Raw genomic sequence first — 20,593 nt, forward strand, 5'->3', positions numbered from 1 at the left:
TTTCAAACATCCTCTAACTTACTTTTTAAACCCCTTTCTAGTCAGATACATTTTCTAAAACAAATTTATTCTCATGAAAGTTATAGCAAAAATTAACTTAGAGTAAATCAATACGGGTTTTTATTTCTCCTACTCTAAAAAGCAGGAGTGAATTAATAAACCAATAATATAATGAACAACACACCGTCTATCCTATATTTTTTACTTCCAACACTCAAAACAAAGGTTCTACAAATCCCTCATTTGAAATACTACACTAATAGAATAAATTAGATACGGTTTAGAAATATCATTTCAACAAATCATAATTATCGTATGAAAACTATAAGACTCATTGCATTTAGTTTAGCTAGTCTGATGATTTCTGCTAGTCTTTCTTTTGCACAAGAAAAGGCTCTATTTAGCCCAGAAGACATCGACGTTCCTTATAAGAAATATGTATTGGACAATGGATTACGACTTTTGGTACACGAAGACCACAAAGCCCCGATAGTTGCGGTAAATGTGTGGTACCATGTGGGTTCAAAAAACGAAAAACAAGGAAAAAGTGGATTTGCCCACCTTTTTGAGCACCTGATGTTCAACGGAAGTGAAAATTATAACGACGATTATTTCCAAGCACTAGAGCGCATAGGCGGCACTGACCTAAACGGCACGACTAACCACGACCGCACCAACTATTTCCAAAATGTGCCCACCGCCGCTTTAGAGCAAGTTCTTTTCCTAGAATCTGACAGGATGGGACATCTATTGGGCGCAATTGACCAGGCAAAGCTTGACGAACAACGCGGGGTAGTTCAAAATGAAAAAAGACAGGGGGAAAACCAGCCTTACGGAAGGATGTACGAACTTGTGAACAACAACAGCTTTCCAAAAGGCCACCCTTATAGTTGGACCGTTATCGGCTCTATGGACGACCTAAACGCAGCTTCGCTAGAAGATGTACAAGAGTGGTTCAAAACCTATTATGGGCCGAACAACGCTGTACTTTCTATTGCCGGCGATGTTGATCCTGATGATATTTTTGAGAAAGTGAAGAAATATTTTGGAGACATTCCTCCAGGGCCTACCTTGGCGAAGCCAGAAGTTGACCTTGCACTTAGAACAGGTGAAAAAAGGTTCAGTTTTGAAGACAGAGTTCCCGAAGCACGGATCTCGATGAACTGGAACGTGCCGCAATGGGGAACAAAAGAAGCTGCTTATCTCGACCTTGCATCAGACATATTGACAAGTGGAAAAAATGCAAGACTTTACAAAAAACTGGTGTACGACGAGCAAATAGCCAGTAGCGTTTGGAGCTATATTGATGCACGTGAAATTGCTGGTGTTTTCAATATCACCACCAACGTGAAACCAGGAGAAAGTGTGGAAAACATAGAAGCAACCGTAGCGGAGGTTTTGGAAACGCTTATTACAGATGGACCAAAGCAAGAAGAAATTGACCGAGTGAAATCGCAATATTTTGCCTCTGCGATTAAAGGGTTAGAGCGAATTGGTGGTTTTGGTGGAAAATCGGATATTTTGGCAAACCATGAAGTGTACGGAGGAAGCCCTGATACCCACAAAGAATGGTTAAAATGGGTTTCGGAAGCGACTGCAGAGGACATCCACAATACAGTAAAAAAATACCTTTCGGATGGTAAACTGACCGTAGTTGCCACTCCTTTCCCCAACTTTACTGCTTCGGGAGAGGGTGTAGACAGAAGCCAGCTCCCTCCTCTTGGAAAGCCAGTTGCCGCTTCTTTCCCCGATATCCAAAAAGCTGAACTCAAAAATGGGATGAAGGTCGTATTGGCTCAACGAAAAGGAGTGCCTACAGTAGTAATGAATATGATGTTTGATGCAGGCTATGCTACCGACAAGGCTTCACAGGCAGGCTTGGCTTCCTTGGCTATGAATATGATGGACGAAGGAACTAGTGAAATGAATTCACTCCAAATCAATGAGAAGCTTCAGACGTTGGGAGCTTCGGTAAACACGTATTCTGACCTCGACAATTCGTACATTTCTATGAACACATTGAAGCCATCGTTTGATGCCAGCCTCGATATTTATTCTCAGATCGTACTCTCTCCTGCTTTTCCGGAAGGAGAATTTGAGCGCCTCAAAAAAGAACAGCTTATCAATATTCAACGCCAAAAATCATCTCCTATCCAATTGGCCATCCGCGTGATGCCTAAGTTTTTGTATGGTGAAGGACATGCCTATAGCATGCCATTGCAGGGTTCTGGATACGAAAACACGGTTTCTTCGCTCACCAAAGCTGACATGGAAAACTTCTACAAAACATGGATAAAGCCAAATAATGCAACCGTAGTTGTAGTTGGCGATATTGAAATGAGCGAGCTGAAATCGAAACTGGAAGAGCGATTTGGAAAATGGAAAAAGGGTGATGTACCTACCAAGAATATTCCTATGGTAAAAGCAACGAAGGGAAATACCTTATACCTAATGGACAGGCCCGAGTCGCAGCAGTCGGTGATTATTGCTGGCTACCTCACCAGCCCTTATGGCAAAATAGATGAAATAGCCAAAGAATCGATGCTCAATGTGCTTGGTGGCGATTTTACCTCTAGGCTCAATATGAACTTAAGGGAGGACAAGCACTGGGCTTATGGCGCAGGAGCTTTCGTAATAAATGCAAAAGGTCAGCGCCCTATGTTGGCTTATGCCCCTGTTCAGACGGATAAAACTAAGGAATCTGCCCAAGAGATTGTGAAAGAATTCAAGATGTTTGTGGGTGACAAGCCTATTACCAAAGAGGAGTTTGAAAAGACCCGTGGGAATACAATTCTCCAATTGCCTGGGCAATGGGAAACCAATGGTTCGGTAGCCAGCTCGCTCAATAACTATGTAAAATATAAGCTCAGCGACGATTATTATAAAACCTATGACCAAAAGGTAAGAAACTTGACGTTGGAAGAAGTCCAAAAACTAAGTAAGCAGGTAGTTCTGCCCGAAAACTTAAATTGGTTTGTGGTGGGCGATAAGGAAAAAATCCTTTCAAGCCTTGAGGAAGTCGGATTTGATGAGATTGTGATCCTAGACGGAGATGGCAATCCTATTCAGCCCGAAGCGGTGAAGATGAAAAGTGAGGGCAAATAACCCTAACTGGAAACAGAAAAAAGGCTGTACTTCCATGGAAGTACAGCCTTTTTAAATTTATACTTTTCTATTTCTTACTTCATCAAATACATCTTGCCAAAACCTTCTTTGAAATACTTATCGCCCGAAGTTTCTCTATGGTCCATTTGCTGGCCATTCATTTGGGTTATCACTCGGTAAAGATAAACGCCATTGGCAAGCTGGTCGCCATATTCGTCTTTCCCATCCCAAGCATATTGCGTCATGTTGTTTCCTATCCGAAGCGCCCCAATTTCATCTTGGGTTATTTCCCGCACTACCCTACCAGAAACAGTCATAATCTGGATTTTCAACTCATCTGGAATTTCCGTTCCCGTAAGGGTAAACACAAACCGGACATTGTCGGAAAATGGGTTTGGATAAGGATAAAAATGGGTGATTTTCGATTCGGTTATCACCTCAAAACTAACTTTATAAGGTTTTACTCCAGCCTTGTTCCCAATCACATCAGCTCCTTGTACCATAAAGGTATAATTCCCATCCGTGAGCTGATCGGGCTGGTAATACACTTGGAAATCATTTTCCCCTACCTGCGACCAATTTATCGTAGGGTCGGAAAAAGGAATTCGAATAAGCTCGCAGCTGTCGCAGGTGGTCATAAACAAGTCGACCCCAAGCGTATCTTCTCGCACCAAGTACTTATTTTCATCTTTCAGGCTCACGGTGATCATAGGGGAAGGTGAAACAATATCCCCATTCATGATATGTTGCCCATCAAAAACTACATCGAGCACCGGATTGGTACTATCCCGACCGACTTGGTAGAAGGACTCCAAGATATTATTTTCATACACCTGTTCAGCCTGCACCCTAGGGTTGACATAAATATTCAACTTATTTTGCCCCACCCACTCTCGCGTATCAAGCTCCACGGAAAACTTTAAGGAATCAAATGCTGCTAGGCTATTTAGCGTATCGTAGAAAGTTGATTGCTTATTTGTCGTCTGATTTTGGAGCGTGTACCTGATAATGAGCGAATCGGAAAAAGTTGAGCCAGTCACATTCTTAAATGTATAGCTAAACCTTGTAGTATCTCCTTCCTCATAATAAGGAATTTGGTCAGTTGGCGCATTATCAGCATAATACAAAACCCCTTCGGGCACTTGCTCAAAAATCACTTTCCAGTCATAAAGCTGCACCGGAGTTTTATTTACAGAATCTTCCGTATTGGCTACCAACTTCAAATAAGGATATTGGGCAGCATCTATAAAACCGATCTCAGTTAGCCCTTCATCCACATCTGAAAGCAAAATTTGCTCTATACCCTGCTGGTTTACACCCACCAAATCAACTTGCCACTTATCGTGGTTCTCCTCTTCTTTACTCACCAAATACAATTGGTCCCATTGCTTAGATGGACCTATCCTTGGTGTGGCTATATCGCCCGAACTTGCTTCCAAGTTTAGGTTAAATGTGTGCTCAATTTTTTGGGCATTGGAAGGAGTCCCGGAAGTATAGCGCGGCAAAAATTCTTGAGCAGTGCCTGGAGCTGCACCTTTCACACCCAAAGCAATGTATGGATCGCCATTATTGATAACATTTCTTAGATTATTTCCATCTATGCCAACCATTTCTAGCGCTTCCAAGTGCCGGTCTCTCAGGTTAGAAAAGTTATACTGACCCGAAGTAATAAACACCACATAATCACCTTCGTTCATTGTGTTTAAAAAGATATGAAACACTTCAGAATAGACAAAGTCTTTTCCATTTGCGGAGGAACTATTTCTCAAGAAAGCAGCAAAACCTGGCTCTCCAAAGCCACAAGAATAGAACTGGATATCGCCCATTTCTCCAGGAGGATCATAGCTTGGCAATGGATAAGGCAAACCTGTTTCCTTATTTATAAACATCATAATGAGTCTGTTGCGGGCGCATTCTCCGTTCACCACCACTTCAAAATCGTTGAGCTTTATGTAATGATCTTGCCAATCTGTCACCGCTCCTCCTACTGATTTCACCTCAAGTTTTAAGTTCGTTTTCACAAACCCCCACTCCCTGTCTCCAAAAGCTTCTAGCTTATTCAATTTGTTTTTATCAAACTGAGCAGCCTTGGTTTGTGACCAACCATTCGGTCCTTCGTTGATAAACGTAAACGAGCTTTCTGTCCAAAGGGAATCCTCTGCATTGCTGATGTCAGAGTAGCGGGTCCTCCAATAGAAAACCGTACTATCGGCAATATTATTCTCTCCTGGCAGTGCCGTTGCCCATTCGGGAGTTAAGCCTGCAAAAACACTCGTTTCTGTTAATAAAGGGCTATTAAAATTCGAGCTTGTATCCACTTGGAACGTATAAAAGCGATCTGGGCTAAGCGGATCTGCATTTTGTGCCAAAAACTCAATATTTTTTCTGCCTACTATGCTAAAAGGACTTGGAGTCAGGATGATCATGTTATTTTTGGGCAAGAACAAATTGAGCATTGCCGTATTGTTATTTTCATCCATTTCGTCCACGGCATTAGAGGCATCTATGCTTACCTGAAAAAGATTGTTCCCTCCTGAAATCAATTTTTCCTCTTCAGATACACGTACAGTATAATACAGCGTGTCGCGATAGACTACCGCACTATACGTTTGAGGGTCATATACTTTAGTAGAACCATCGCTGAATGTACGGCTCACCGAAACTGTAAAATCATTCCCATCGGTAATACCAAGATTGGTCACACTTATTCCCAACTGAATAGAATCTGACTGAGCCGATAGCTTTTCCTCTATATCAAAACTTTTGGCAAAAACACTGCTTTCATCCACCATATAATCAGGAAGGTAGGAAGGAAAAAGCCTTACTGCCGGATCGCCCTGAAGCAAAAATTGCTGTGCATTTGCCTCTGCCAACTCACTACTGGAATATTTCGCTCTATATGCTTTAATAGCTTGTTGCATAATGACCCCAACAGGTTTGTCCACCAAGGCCTTATTGGCAAAAGCTGCTTGATAAAAATAGTTTGTATAATTGAATTGCACACTAGCAAAACCCAAATAAACATGGGCAATGTACCCAATAGCGCCTTTATCGGGAGTCAAAATCCAGTCTTCTCCCAATGAACGGCTTGTTGTAAAAACATTCCCAGAGTTACAGCCATTCAAAAACATAAAGGGGTACTTTCCTTGGTTTTTAAAACCTAAAACAGAATTGCTACAATACCCGATTTCAATATCGGTGGTACTGGTACTTGAATGACCAATGAACGTCATCAGCCCAACACCATCGTTAACCTCCTGGGTCACATCTATAAATTCAACATTTTCAGTGGTAGCTTTTACGATATGCTTTACCTTTGCCCCCCAATAATCACCTATTATTATATCTTCAAGGCTATCCATGTAGCCTTTTAGCTCTTCATGTTCTTCTATACTTATGCCTCCACTCAAGTGCAATACATTTTTCTTCCACATCCCAAAGTTTTCCGGAAGCTCATACTCAATTACCTTGTTGAGGTAAGAGGCAAGTTGAGTTGCATTAATGGCTGAAATCCTACCTGTTGGAATAGCGGGTTCGTCCCCTACTGAACCTTTTAGACCCGAAGAATAAGCATTATCAGAACCGGGAAAACCATATGGAGGGATGAGACTTTGGTACGACCAAGCTTCGCTACTAGGCTTATATCGCTCATATTGTTGAGTCAGCTCTAACCCTTTCCCTGCAATAAGCAAGAATTTCGGCTTGCCATTTTGCAAAGTATAATCAGCAAATCTTCTTATAGCCAATGGATTGACTTCGCCATATGTAAATTGATTGTAAATATTATTTATATCGACTGCTGTAGCCTCATAGCTTCCACCTTGCTCCGAAGATCGGTATGCAGCATAATCGAAGGGGACATTTTCATAATCGCCTGAGGATCCTGACACATTGGGGTGGTAAATAATGTAATAATCGAACTGTTCCGGTCGAATAGGAGACATATCCGCCTTACTGATACTATTCACCGATTTTGTAGCCGTTTCCAAAGCTAACTTTCCATTAGCGGAAGAGAAACCGGGAAAAGCCAGAGTGAGTTGTTTGGAAGCATCATCGTAGTCACTTACTAAGGATCTTATGGAATAAATATCTGTGATATCCCAAGCTCGGGTATCAGGCAATACATTATCAATTTCCAACCTCACATTCGCTTCGCTTTGGGGCAAAATGGTAAGTGCTTTTCTAGCAGCTTCGCCAGCATCTGTGAGTTGCGGATAAGTTAATTTAATGTAGGAAAGTGATACTATTTCATTGAGAGATGTAACTTGACTGATTTGATAGCTGATAAACACACTATCGGCATCCGTAGGTAAATCGTCGTGCCTGAGGTCTACCGAGAACAAACCATTTTCATATTGACTAAAATTAATAAAGCCCACACTTCTTTGGTTCGCAGGGTCTACCCCTACCAATATTTCTACAACATGTGGGGTATTTGATCTTCCCGTCATATTTACCTCCAAGTGTGGCACTACACCTGATGTAGTATAATTATCCAAATAAAACACATTGTTTTCTTTGTAGCTTCCTCCTCTGTACTGTCCAGTATACCCTTTTCCCTGGGTAAAAGTGGAAAGCAATGCTCCTTGATTTTGAATAGACTGGATAAAGGTAGGATACAAAGGTCCTCCACTAAAATTATTAGACCAGTGATAAACCCTCTCTTGCAAATGGTAAGGAACAATGGTAAGCCCAGTTGGGTCTTGATTTATCTCTTCTATCCTTTTTCCCTCGCTTTCATCGAGCGAATACGTTAAGAAATAAAAACTTTCATCACTATAAAGATTATAAAATGGGTTTGTTTGTCCATTTTCATCTTCATACATGAATTTATCTGTAGTACCATCGTTTTTCTGGCCGTAAAATTCGATATAATCGCTCTCATTGAAAATACCATCAGCTTGCCCACTTACCACTATCGCCATTTCCTTTCCTCTGTGAAAAAGCTGTATGTTCTTCGGGTTGATGGTGGATATAGGAAAACCTGCATTGTCCAGTTCGGTATAAGTGAGGCGGTAAATTCCATCTTGCTTCACGCCAACTTTAAAATAGTCTTGGCTAAAATTTATCCAACTGTTAAAATCTTGTGCAAATAAGCTACTTGAGATAAGTAGTAATAACCAAGCCAAGTGCTTCTTTTTATTCCTGTTCATACTCAAATCTTGGTTTTGTAAATTTAGATTTACCCATTCCTAGTTTGATGGAAAAAACATGTGAATATAATGCCTCAGAAGAATCACCAATGTCGGTGAGGGCATAATCTATCACAAAATTTTTGAGGCGAATTCCCACCCCAAAGTTTGGCTGAAAAGTCATGTAGGTAGTGCCATCAAAGTTTTTGATTTCTTGGAACTGCCCTACTCCCCCTCTTAGGTAAACAAGTTGCTGGTAGTCAAGTTCCAGCCCTACATGCGGGTCGAGCGAAAAGGCATCGGTTTTTAGCACTGTATTCCGCTTTCCATCAAGGGTCATGTCAAACTCAGCAGCAAGCAATGCCCCAAATTTATTTTTGATGCGGACCGAATAAGCAACTCCACCTAAGATTCTCGGCAAGGTTACTTCCACCGAGTTGTTGGGGATTGTATTTCCTGTTTGAGAAAAAATCTCGTAGAATGTATCGGGGTTGTAGTTCCAAGTGTTGTAGGTCCCTGTTACATCACGAGCAGCCAAACCAAAATGCCAATTTTTCCTGTCCAGTTGTGCGCCTATGTCTATTCCAAACCCCCAGGCATTGGCAAATATCCCTACCGAACGATGAATCACTTTGAAATTAGCCCCCAGCTTCAAGCCCTTTACAAGCAGCGAACGCCTTGCATAAGAAAACATAAAAGCATAATCGGCAGCGGAAAATGAGCGGATGTTATCATAATTGAGTGAGCCGTTGGCATCGAACAAAAAGCGGGTGTCGGGGATATCATCTACCGCAAAGCGGATGAGCGTGACACCAATATGGCTTCTTTTATCTACTGGAGTGGCAAAACCTACGTAGTCATAGTTAGCAATTCCAGCAAAATAGGAAGCATGCATTGCCGAAACGCTATACTTCTCTTTGATGTTTAGCAACCCCGCCGGGTTCCAGTACCCTGCCGTGGCGTCGTCTACTATAGAAACTTGGCTGTTGGACATTGCCATGCCCCTAGCTCCTACACCTATCGCCAAAAACTCATTACTGTATTTTGGAGTTTGTTGAGCAACCGCTATTTGAACTCCTAATAGCATGAACATGAAACATGTAAAGCTGATGCGAAGTTGTTTTTTTAGCCCCTGATTAAACAGATTGGATATTTCGATATTCATAAACTGTTCCCTGATGTACAGACCGATTTTACGAGATTTTTTTTACCAAACAATAAATTTGCTAGACAAACAATGTATTAAAACAGCATTCCCCATACAAAACGTATAAAAGAGAATAGATATATCAAGTTGGTAGAGTGTGTGTAAGTCCTTGTTTGTCAGGTAGGTTTTTTCCTAATTCCAAAACCTTGGAGGTAGTTATTCAGATTACTAATTCTATTTAGAGACCTATCCAGATCAGCTTTTTTCTTAACGGCATTTTCCTTACTTCCGTACTTTGGCAGCAAGGTGTTTATGGTAAAAAATAAAGAATGAATTAGAAGTATCTAAGGTTATGAGAGTAGGATATTTGATAGTATGCCGAATGCGAAGGTACAAAGTAATCGGCTAAAATTGTAAAACAAAATCTCCATAGAAAATGAGTTGGATAGAAGCATTCGCATTTTCTACAAAAACAACAGCCTTGCCAATGAGATAGTTAGGAACCATGTACATACAAAAAAAGCGTGCTCAAAAAAATGAGCACGCTTTATCATTCATATATTCCAAATAGTTTTTGACTTACCTGTTTAGCAAAAAAGCTAAACCTAACCTGCAAACCTTTAATATTATAACCCTATTCTCCAGCGAGGATCACCGCTATCGCCTTTGCCGGCAAAACTCTGATCTTTAAAATTAAAATCAACACCTTCGTAAGGTGACTCCCAAAGGTCAGCCGCACCACCAGAATAAAGGAAATTAGGGAATCCAGGGATTTCACTTCCAGAAAAAGAAAAATCAGAAGTAGTATATGTATTGATAACATTAAAATTAGTATTGGCCAACCCCTGAAACCCAGCCACTGCATAATCAGGCTCGCCATCTTTATTCCAGCCATGTCCCCAGATTGTATTCTGGATTGTAATACCATTTACTACATCATTTTCACCATCTGAACCTCTCCACCTGAAAATCTGGCGACCTTTCTCTGGAGTTTCGCTGATAGTACACCCATCAATTAACACAGAGTTTGTATTCGATCTACTTATTAAGAAATAAATCACTTTGCTGAAAGTCGAGTTCGTGAAGGAAATATCACCTGCTTCCCAGCTATCTTTATCCACAGCCAATACACCATAACCATTGATACTATCAACAACACAATCGTTAATAGTGAATTTACCAAGCGTACCTACTCCGCCTTTTATACGAGCGATACCTCTTAATGACCTGATTTGACATCCTTCATATTTGATTTCGCCAACTGTACCACTCTTATCTATGTTGAAGATATAGTTGCCTCCAAAGTCACCTGAGAAAGCTACATCTATAAATACTAAAGAATCTATAGTACTGCCTTCAACAATATTAAAGTTTGATCCACAATCGATCAATGGCAATGCAGGAGTAAAGCTATATCCACTTCTGATCATCACTGATTTGTCAAACGCATGCCCATTAGCATTATAAGTCCTTCCTCCTTCTAATAGTACAACGCTACCGCTTTCAATAGATGGGAGTGTGTCGGAAAGAATATCAGGGTTGTCAATTCCAACGAGGTCAACTACCTTATCACCAAAATCAAGCCCCTCTTTGGTCTCGTAAACCTCCCAGCCTCTTACTTTCTCGTCACTATAAATAGCTAGTTGATATTGGCTCAAGGGATCCAATCCTGAAACAATTTTTTCCTCAGCAGCTCTTTCAGCATCACTCACTGTAAATTCTGCTAAAGGGTTCTCCAAACGTAAATCATCAATGGCAAAAACTTTCACAGTTGTAACAGGCGCTCCCACAGTTGACCAGAATACTCTAGCTCTTGTATCGGTAACATCGAAGAATGTTGGTGCCATCATGTTAGATGGGAACTTTTGAGTACGAACATTTCCCAAATCAGATACCTTGCTATCAAAATCAGCCACATCGGCATGTGCAGTAGCCTGTACTTGATAAATAGTATACCACAACAGCTCTTCACCTACTATTGACTCATCTATGATCACAAAGTTTGTATCTGACTCAAATGTGTAATCCACCGTTTGAAACGTATCACGACTTACAGTAATGGTGTAAGATGTAGCTTCCTTCATATTGCCCATGTTTACAATGATTGTGTTTTCTTCAGAAAACAACTCCTCGTTTAGCACAGGTCTGAATAACCTTGTTCTTGGAAAAACTTCCTCGTCTTCTTTACATGATATAAAGACCACGAAGCTTGAGAACACTATTAAAAATATAGAGTATATATTAATTTTTTTCTTTTTCATAACATTACAAATTAGATGTAAAAATCAGCTTAGAATCCATAGCCGTCATTTGTGAGCACTCCCCTACTATTGTCAATTCCTATGGTTGGAATAGGGAATATGTAACGAACTGGCGAAGTATAGTTAGCCCAATCCCTCGTAATCCACTCAGAATAAGTACCTAAGTTTGCGTCGTACATATTGATAAGCCATGATTGGCGCGTCCAAGTATCATCAGGAGCTCCTGCTACTTTTCTAAACTTGTTATAAATCAAGAGGTCGCCGTTATCATCAAGCTTTGTATACAAATAGTCAGGTAAATCGCCTGCGCCTGAATTGGCATCATCAGCCATTTTTTTCAGGTCAGTCACCATCTTAGTGATTTTTGTATCATACAAGTTCCATCTGATAAGCTCGTATTTACGGATCATTTCACCGCCAAACTCCCAAGCTCTCTCATCTACAATTGCATTGAAGAAATTCTCTTTACTAGTGCTCACATTGCTGATGTACAGATCTACTTTATCAGCCCAATCAGCTTCATCAAATGCACGCTGCCTAACTCTTCTTAAAGCACTTTGAGCATCGGCAGATGGACCGTTTAGTTCGTTTTCTGCTTCTGCATGCATTAGCAACACGTCAGCATAGCGCATCATAGGCCAGTTAATACCAGTGCCTTTCGATGTAGATGCACCTGGAGGTGTATCTAGAAAATGACGGCTCCATTTACCTTGTGAAATGTTCATTCCAGATGACGAAACCAGCTCTTGTTCGAAGTCTGAGTTGATCATATACAAACCACATGTTACATCCACTCTTTTATCGAGTGGATCGAATGAGTACAAATAAGTAGGAGGCATGGCCATATAGTTACTACCAGAACCATAAGGGTGGTTACCTGCATCTACTCTAATACCAATGTTCCAAGCTACATCCCCTTCTCCAACAGCAAATGGAACCTCAAAAAGCATATCTTCATTTACTGGAGAGATGAATTTACATTGGTTCATGAACACTTGCCTAAAATCAGGAGTCAACTCCCTATCTTTTAGTTCGATAAGTTTTTTAGCGTAGTCATTGGCAATTTTATAATAATCGAGGTAATCTGCCTCTCTTTCCATGGCCATACTAGGAGTTAGATAATATCCTCCACGCTGCAAAGACAACCTTGCAATCATACCCATGGTATATTCCCTGTTCACTTGCTCAATCCCGAAAGGCAACTGATCAGCCCACATCATTCTTTCTTCTACATCTATCAGGTCTTGAATAACCGTTGAAAGGATCACATTTCTATCCTCTTTGGGTAGGTTGAACTCAATTCCTACTTTAGGAGCTTCAGCAGAAAATGGCACATCGCCAAAATAAAAAATCAACATACTGTACCAGTATGCCCTTAGCGTATAAGCTTCGCCTAACAAGTGGTGCATCATATCTGAAAGTTGAACATCAGAGGAGTTTAGCGCCTCACTATCCTCTATGCCTTCTATAGCTATGTTGGCATCACGAATTGCTTTGTAGCCAATATCCCAAATGTAACCAAGGTCACCATTGTTTTCTTGAGCATCGAGTCTCCATATTTGGTACCTAGCACCGTCGCTAGACCCACCTTGGTGCTCTATATCGGTATTACCCGTCATGTTGTTTGATAGCCTTGACCTGAAACCATCGTGGCTGAAGTGAACATAAATGGCATTTACTGCTTTTCTAGCATCTTCTGCATTTGAGAAGATATAATTACTATCGAAAGTTGATAGCGACTCTGGAGCTAGGAAATCGTCACAAGCCGTCAGCATGAAAGCTGCCAAAGTCATGATTATAAACTTAAATTTCATATCTACTTACTTTAAAGTCCTTTATTAATTAAAAAGTAATGTTAACACCAGCTGTATAAGACCTACTTCTAGGATATGCTGAGTAATCAATACCAGGAGTTAAAGCAGCATAGTTGTTGCTTCTTGTGGTACTCACTTCTGGATCATATCCTGAGTAATTTGTCCATAAGAACAAATTGTAACCAGTAACATATATTCTACAATTCTGCATCTTGATTTTAGAAATCAAGTTTGCTGGCAATGAGTAACCGAGCGTAGCATTGTTCAATCGGATAAAAGATCCGTCTTCTACAGCCCAATCGTGTATAACAGCAGTTGCTGTTCCATAGCCATTGTGAGACCACATTTCTTTACCGTTATTCATTGCCCTCAATTGCTCAAGGTCAGTAACTACGTCACCTGCAACGCCTGTGTAAGAACCATCCACATCAATATACGTGAACCTATTGGCCATGCTCATATTATCTAGCATGTTACCGTACGTAGTCCTGTAGTATTGGTTGAACTCAAGTTTACCTGTATTGTAAATATCGTTACCGTATGAGAAGTTAAAGAATACAGAAGCATCAAAGCCTTTGAAGTTAGCATCTAATCCGAAACCACCAGTTGCTTTAGGCAAAGCGCTACCTATTACTTGCCTGTCTTCACTATTGATCTCACCGTCGCCATTCAAGTCTTTCAACTTCATGTAACCAGGCTTGAGACTGGCTACTCCTAGCGTTTTACTATTGTCAGGCACGCCTTCTTCTAGCGTATAGTTTCCGGAAACCTCATCATATCCTGCAAAATCATCTACAGAGTACATTCCATCGTTCACATAACCATAGATCAAACCGATAGTACGCCCTACAGCTAGGTAGTAATCATCTCTGTCTTTCAAGTCAGTACTTGCCCAGTTTGACTGGAAGAAACGCTCATCAGTTCCATCCAACTCATCTATAGTAGATCGGTTTATACCAAAATTCACACTTGCTTTTAAGCTGAAATCATCTTTCTCAAGAATATAACCGCTCAATGCCAGTTCAACACCTTTGTTAGAAGTAGTACCTACGTTGTTCCACTGAGTATTAAAACCAGAAATAGGAGAAATTGCAGAAGCTAAAAGAAGGTCTTTTGTAGAATTGTCATACACATCTATATTACCATAAATCCTTGCGTTGAAGAGTGTAAAGTCAAGACCGATGTTTCTGTTAATAGTAGTTTCCCAAACAATATCTGGGTTATATAGCGTACGACCCTCTGGCGAATAATAAGCGTTATAATCATTAGTTCCCATACCAGGGCCATTCGATGTATTTGGTGTAAACAAAAACTGAGTGGCATTGGCAGGAATCCTATCGTTACCTGTTTGACCATAACTAGCCCTCAATTTCAATTCCTCTACAAAACCAGCGCCTGACATAAATGGCTCTTCGGAAATTTTCCATCCTACCGCAATTGCTGGGAAGATTCCTAATCTGTTAACCTCAGAGAACTTACTACTTGCATCAGATCGAACAGTAGCTGTTACTAAATACTTATTATTCAATTGGTAGTTTGCCCTAGCGAAGAATGAAAGCCTGTTGCTCTCAGTAGACTCATAAGTAGAATATTCTACAGTATTACCCAAAGCCATGTTGGCAAACATTTCTTCTGGCTGCATTGACTCCCTGAACTCTTCAGCTCTTACAAAGCTTCCATTTCCTCCATTTGAATACGTCTCATGGCCTAGCAAAAGGTCAAGATCATGCATTTCACCCAAATTAAATTTGTAGCTCAACGTATTCAACCATCTGAAAGAAGTTCTCTTACTGTCAGTGATAGTACCAAGTGGAAGGCTACTACCTTCTTTTTGTGATTCACCTGTAAGCGGACCATAATACCTATACCTTGTGTCAAAACTATTTTCAGAAGTGAAAGTACTCTTTAAGGTAAGATTCTTCACGATATCCCAAGTCAAACCAGCATTAAATACATAAGAGTTGGTTTTCCTTTTTCTCCAGTCTTGCTCTGCAAGTTCTGTTGGGTCTATCAAGCTCAATAAGAATGACTGATAATCATCAGAAGCATCAACTGTATTAAGATCAATGTCCAATTCATCGGCAATACCATTCATAGGCCTAGAAGTGACAGCATCTTTTACACGAAGTTGTGAGCTACCAGAAGTACCAGCACCGTCAACTTCAGTATTTGTCACCCTTGCAGATGCATCAAGTTTCAATCCTTTAAAAACCTCATGGTTTATCTTGAAGTTCACAACATCTCTAGTAAACCCAGAACCAACTAAAATACCTTTGTCGTCATTGTGAGTTAAACTCAGTACCAATTTGGTCTTTTCCGTACCTCCATTGATGCTCAAGTTGTGAAATTGAGATACAATAGAGTTTCCGAAAAGCTCATCTTGCCAGTCAGTTGCCTTTTTGTAGTTGTATAGCTCAAGGTCATCGTACTTACCATAATACTTCTCAAAGTTCCTAAGATCAGCCTCAGATCTTAACTTAGCATTTTCGTATTGAGCCATTACGTACTCATAAGGACCAAGCACATCAAGCTTTCTGTCTTGTGGCAGTTGCTTCACCTGAACAAAGCCATTGTAATTTACCTCAGTCTTACCTGCTTTTGGAGATTTGGTAGTGATTACTACCACACCATTCGCTGCTTGTGCACCGTAAATGGCCGTTGCCGCTGCATCTTTCAGTACGTTTATACTTGTAATATCAGCTGGGGGAATGTCTCTTATGCTACTTACGATAAACCCATCTACTACATATAATGGTGAGTTGTCTTGGGTTACAGAACCACCACCCCTAACTCTAATTACGATTTCAGCATCTGGGGAACCATCTGTGGTCAATACATTCACACCTGGGATTCTACCTGAAATAGCTTCAGCCGCACTAGATGTTGGTGCTTTCCTAAGGTCTTCACCCGAAAGGGTTGCAACCGACCCGGTAAGATCAGATTTTTTTACTGTTCCGTACCCAACTACTACTACTTCTTCTAGCTGAGTAACATCTTCTTTTAAAACTGGATTGATTACCGACTGGTTACCTACTTCTATTTCCTGAGCAACAAATCCCAAGAAACTGAATATCAAAACAGCACCCTTAGGTACAGTGATGCTAAACGAACCATCGATAGAAGTGATTACACCATTTGTAGTCCCTTTTTCTACAATACTTACTCCGGGCAAACCCTCTGGGTCACCTACGGAAGTCACCTTACCTGTTATCTTAGTATCTTGTGCGTACAGCGCACCTGTTAAAAGCAATAGGAGAGCATTACCTAACAAAAAATTTCTTGCCAAGGGCATGAAAAACCTTCGTAAACCTCTTTTCATTTTCATTAAATTTAATTTTAGTTAATTAACCTAATAATTATTTCTAAAGGCACATTTGGGGCTTTAGGAAATAAATTTAACGAAACAAAGCTATGTATAAACCCACCAAACCAAGGGGGCTAAACTATCTGAAAAATGGGTGTAAATTGTTTAAAATACACTTATAAGACAAATAAACATAACTTTAACCCTCTACCCAGAATACACCCATACCAATTATGCTTTCTTTTCAAGGAATTCCAAGGTGGTTCAATAATAAGTTTACAACTTGTCAAACAAGTACTAATAAAACATCAAATTCTTATAAATCCTTCTTTTACTAGCTCGACATCTACCCTTTTTCGGAAATTTGAAAAGCAAAAACCATTAGTTGAGGAGAGGCGAAAATAAATAGGCAAAAAAGAGAAGTTTCTGTGCATAATATTTCAAGGGTGTTAAAATTGATAGAAAAATAAAAAGCAAGCAGGCTTGGTCATTTCGCAGTAGAATTAAAAAGATGGCTTAACACAAAAAAGGATGTTTCTACTGACTAAGCCAGCAAAAACATCCTTTTCAAAAACTTTCTGAATTCTAACTAAAATTTCTATTAGTTAAACGCCACTATATGCGCTGAAGCCTCCATCAATAGGAATCACCACTCCTGTCACAAAACTTGAAGCAGGGTCGCACAACCATGCAAGAGTCGTATTCAAATCTTCTGGCTTGCCAAACCTTCCCATAGGAGTCTGACCTATGATCTGCTCACCACGAGGCGTAAGACTACCATCTTCTTTGGTAAGCAATGCCCTATTTTGGTCTGTTAAGAAAAAGCCAGGTGCCAATGCATTTACCCTAATATTTACTTTTGAAAAATGCACCGCCAACCACTGTGTGAAGTTACTTACCGCAGCTTTTGCACCACTGTATGCAGGGATTTTGGTAAGTGGCGTGAAAGCGTTCATAGAAGAAATGTTTATCACCGAACAACCTTCTCTTCCTACCATGTCTTTAGTAAACACTTGAGTGGGAAGCAACGTCCCTAAAAAATTGAGATTGAATACAAATTCAATCCCTTTAGGATCGAGGTCAAAAAATGAAATTAAGCTCTCATCTTCAATATCTTCAGGTTGGAAATGCTCTTTACTTGTAGTTCCTTTTGGATGGTTGCCGCCAGCACCATTTACCAAGATATCACAAGGACCCAATTTCTCAAGCACTTCGCTGTGGGCTACTTCTAGCAGCTCTTTGTTCAGTACGTTCGCCTCTACGCCAATTGCCGTACCGCCAGCCTTATTAATTTCAACAGCAAGCTGGTCGGCAGCTTCTTTTTTCAAATCCAATACTGCTACTTTAGCTCCTTGTGCAGCCAACATTTTAGCCATTTCTCCACAAAGTATGCCGCCGCCGCCAGTGACTACTGCTACTTTTCCTTCAATGTTATTAAGTGAAGTTTTCATAAAAAAATTATATAAATTAAAGTTATAGATATGTTTCGATATTAACTGGAAAAGCAACTTACCAAAACGATTAGTGATGAACGTACAAGACTCTCAGTTACTTTTTTGTATTTGCAGCATTTCGGCTTTTATGGCTTATGCACCCTTGTAATTCCGATGCAAACTACTACCCATGTAGCAAAACACCAAAAAGATTAGTTGTGAAAAACCAAACTTGGTCAAGTGTAACTCGCACACAGATTTCCCTCCCACCATCCTCTTTTTAGGTACTAAAAAACTTCTATTACTTACGAAGGCAACCTTAAGCAGACTCTTTCTTAAAATGGATGATTATCGGCAAGAACCTCTTCTGAAAATGAGTGCGAACAAGGATTAACGGAAGTGATTCAAGAACCAGAAAAAGTATACAACCTACTGGTTCTTGAGTTACTATCTGCTATATAGATATTCAATTTTTCAACTTGTAGTTCCTTTGCAGGCTATCATTAATTTTTTTAAACTTCACGAGCTTACTTCTTTTGATTTTTTTCTACATATTCAGTTTGCTTCACCTCGTAATAGTTTTTAAGTACATAAAATGCTTTTTTCTTTTCCCCTACTTCTGAAATCAAGCCTTTTCTGTTCCATCCATCTTGTATATCAGGTAAGACACGACGAGGAGACCGGAAATCTGCCAAAATCCATGGGTTTGTACCACGCAGCTGAGGAATTTTTTCGAGCATCTTCAAGGTCTCATCAAATAAATATTCCTGAAATTCTTCTGTCCATCTTTCTTCTTTGCTACCGTATAAACCTTGCAATGCACCTGCCCCAAACTCCGAGATCACGACTGGCTTGTTAAATTGGATATCAAATTCAGCAGTCTTGCAGTCTTCTGGCAAGCCTGCATACCAGCCTATGTATTGGTTGAAAGCGATAATATCTACATATTCCTGCAAAGGATCTTCAATCACTTGAGTATTTTTTGTTCCTTTTTTGGTATGCCTTTCCAAGGCTGCGCTAATCAACCTAACAGGGTCGAGGTCATTTGCCGTCTCGATCATTTTCTTCAAAAATTCGGTTCTATCGGGAGATACAGGAGTTTCGTTTGCCATTGACCAAATAATTACAGACGCACGGTTTTTATCTCGTGTAATCATATCCGTGAGCTGGGCTTTCGCATTGCTGAAAGTAGCTTCATTTTTCCACTGTATAGTCCAATAAACAGGGACTTCCGACCAAACCATAATTCCCAACTCATCGGCCACTCGGGTCATATTTTCATTGTGGGGGTAATGAGCCAAGCGAACGAAATTACAACCCAATTCTTTTGCCCAACCTAACAACATCCTTGCATCTTCTTCTGAATAAGCACGCCCACCTCGGATTCCATTTTCCTCATGAATACAAATCCCTCTCAAAAATACAGACTTGCCATTTACCAAGATGTCAGCACCTTTGGTGGTCAAAGTCCTAAAACCAATTTTATCAGTCAAGACATTTCCTGAATGGATCAACTTCACGTCGTTCAAGTAAGGGGTTTCTGGCGACCAAAGCTTCAATTTTTTCACTTTAATTTTTCCTTCTGCAATGCCTTCGCTGTTAGTGATGAGCGTAGCTATTACTTTTGCCTCAGGTATTTCCACCGTTACTTCTTGGCTAGCTTTGTTAGGCCCATTCAAGGTTACAGAAACCTCCAATTCTTCTGTATTGTCAAGGGCTAACTGTACATAATAATCTTGAATAAACGTTTCAGCCACTTCTATAATTTCTACATCACGGGTAATGCCGCCATAATTCCACCAGTCAGTATTAATGGTTGGTACTTTCTCAAGCCCACGGGTATTATCCACTTTCAGGATCAAGAAATTTCCTTCTGGTTTTAGCTTACCAGTTACTTCAAAATTGAAAGGAGTAAACCCTCCAACATGCTTTCCTAATTTTTTTCCATTGAGATACACATCTGCTTCGTAATTAACCGCCCCGAAGTAAAGAAACTGACGCTTATTATTCGTCTCTTTTTTGTAGTCGAAAGCCTTAAAATACCAAACAGATCCCTCATAATAATAAAGCTTTTCCTTTTGGGAATTCCAATCTCTTGGAACAAGGATATTATCAGCTTTTTCAAAATCATATTCTACACGGTCGGAAGGAGATTGTCGCTTGTAACCTAAAAACAGGGACTCTGCGGTACTGGGGTTTGCTTGTTCATCGCGCACCTCGCGTCGGTAATCATAATATCCCGTTTCGTAGGGATCGACAATATATTTCCACACACCATTCAGGGTCATCGACTCTCTATTTCCAATGTTAGTGATTTGCGCTTCCTGACCAATTACCGCCAGATTAGATAGCGCCATGATGAAAGATATTAACAATGGGTACTTGAAATATTTCATG

The 20,593-nt window shown here is 40.2% G+C and carries 8 protein-coding genes; 1 reads left to right on the plus strand and 7 read right to left on the minus strand.

Annotated elements, in window-relative coordinates; translation table 11 throughout:
• Window positions 1-315: 315 nt before the first annotated feature.
• Window positions 316-3,105, plus strand: coding sequence for a pitrilysin family protein (locus R9C00_23170; GenBank protein WPO34607.1), 2,790 nt, complete (start codon window positions 316-318; stop codon window positions 3,103-3,105).
• A 74-nt stretch (window positions 3,106-3,179) separates the two neighbouring features.
• Here R9C00_23170 and R9C00_23175 read toward each other — a convergent pair whose 3' ends face one another.
• The 7 genes from R9C00_23175 to R9C00_23205 all read right to left on the minus strand — a co-directional run bounded on the left by R9C00_23175 (window position 3,180) and on the right by R9C00_23205 (window position 20,592).
• On the minus strand, window positions 3,180-8,258 hold the full coding sequence (locus R9C00_23175) for a C25 family cysteine peptidase (GenBank protein ID WPO34608.1): 5,079 nt from the start codon (window positions 8,256-8,258) through the stop codon (window positions 3,180-3,182).
• A complete protein-coding gene (locus R9C00_23180) occupies window positions 8,245-9,330 on the minus strand; it encodes a PorV/PorQ family protein (GenBank protein ID WPO34609.1) in 1,086 nt (361 codons plus the stop codon). The genes R9C00_23175 and R9C00_23180 overlap by 14 nt, the downstream gene beginning before the upstream one ends.
• A gap of 680 nt (window positions 9,331-10,010) precedes the next feature.
• Window positions 10,011-11,645: a DUF4957 domain-containing protein gene (locus R9C00_23185; GenBank protein ID WPO34610.1), complete on the minus strand. Its 1,635-nt coding sequence runs from the start codon at window positions 11,643-11,645 to the stop codon at window positions 10,011-10,013.
• Window positions 11,646-11,674: 29 nt separating this feature from the next.
• Complete coding sequence (locus R9C00_23190) at window positions 11,675-13,459, minus strand: RagB/SusD family nutrient uptake outer membrane protein (GenBank protein ID WPO34611.1); 1,785 nt, start codon at window positions 13,457-13,459, stop codon at window positions 11,675-11,677.
• 28 nt (window positions 13,460-13,487) lie between these two features.
• Entirely contained in the window at window positions 13,488-16,784 is a 3,297-nt protein-coding gene (locus R9C00_23195; protein ID WPO34612.1) for a TonB-dependent receptor, read from the minus strand.
• Between the two features lie 584 nt (window positions 16,785-17,368).
• The gene (locus tag R9C00_23200; protein ID WPO34613.1) at window positions 17,369-18,214 is read right to left on the minus strand and encodes an SDR family oxidoreductase; all 846 of its coding nucleotides are present in this window, start codon (window positions 18,212-18,214) and stop codon (window positions 17,369-17,371) included.
• Between the two features lie 509 nt (window positions 18,215-18,723).
• The gene (locus tag R9C00_23205) at window positions 18,724-20,592 is read right to left on the minus strand and encodes a glycoside hydrolase family 2 TIM barrel-domain containing protein (protein WPO34614.1); all 1,869 of its coding nucleotides are present in this window, start codon (window positions 20,590-20,592) and stop codon (window positions 18,724-18,726) included.
• Window position 20,593 lies beyond the last annotated feature (1 nt).

This window comes from Flammeovirgaceae bacterium SG7u.111, from assembly GCA_034044135.1.
Taxonomy (GTDB): Bacteria; Bacteroidota; Bacteroidia; order Cytophagales; family Flammeovirgaceae.

Coding starts and splice junctions, on each gene's coding strand:
- R9C00_23170 (WPO34607.1), top strand. CDS start 316: ATGAAAACTATAAGACTCATTGCATTTAGTTTAGCTAGTCTGATGATT.
- R9C00_23175 (WPO34608.1), bottom strand. CDS start 8,258: ATGAACAGGAATAAAAAGAAGCACTTGGCTTGGTTATTACTACTTATC.
- R9C00_23205 (WPO34614.1), bottom strand. CDS start 20,592: ATGAAATATTTCAAGTACCCATTGTTAATATCTTTCATCATGGCGCTA.
- R9C00_23185 (WPO34610.1), bottom strand. CDS start 11,645: ATGAAAAAGAAAAAAATTAATATATACTCTATATTTTTAATAGTGTTC.
- R9C00_23200 (WPO34613.1), bottom strand. CDS start 18,214: ATGAAAACTTCACTTAATAACATTGAAGGAAAAGTAGCAGTAGTCACT.
- R9C00_23195 (WPO34612.1), bottom strand. CDS start 16,784: ATGAAAATGAAAAGAGGTTTACGAAGGTTTTTCATGCCCTTGGCAAGA.
- R9C00_23190 (WPO34611.1), bottom strand. CDS start 13,459: ATGAAATTTAAGTTTATAATCATGACTTTGGCAGCTTTCATGCTGACG.
- R9C00_23180 (WPO34609.1), bottom strand. CDS start 9,330: ATGTTCATGCTATTAGGAGTTCAAATAGCGGTTGCTCAACAAACTCCA.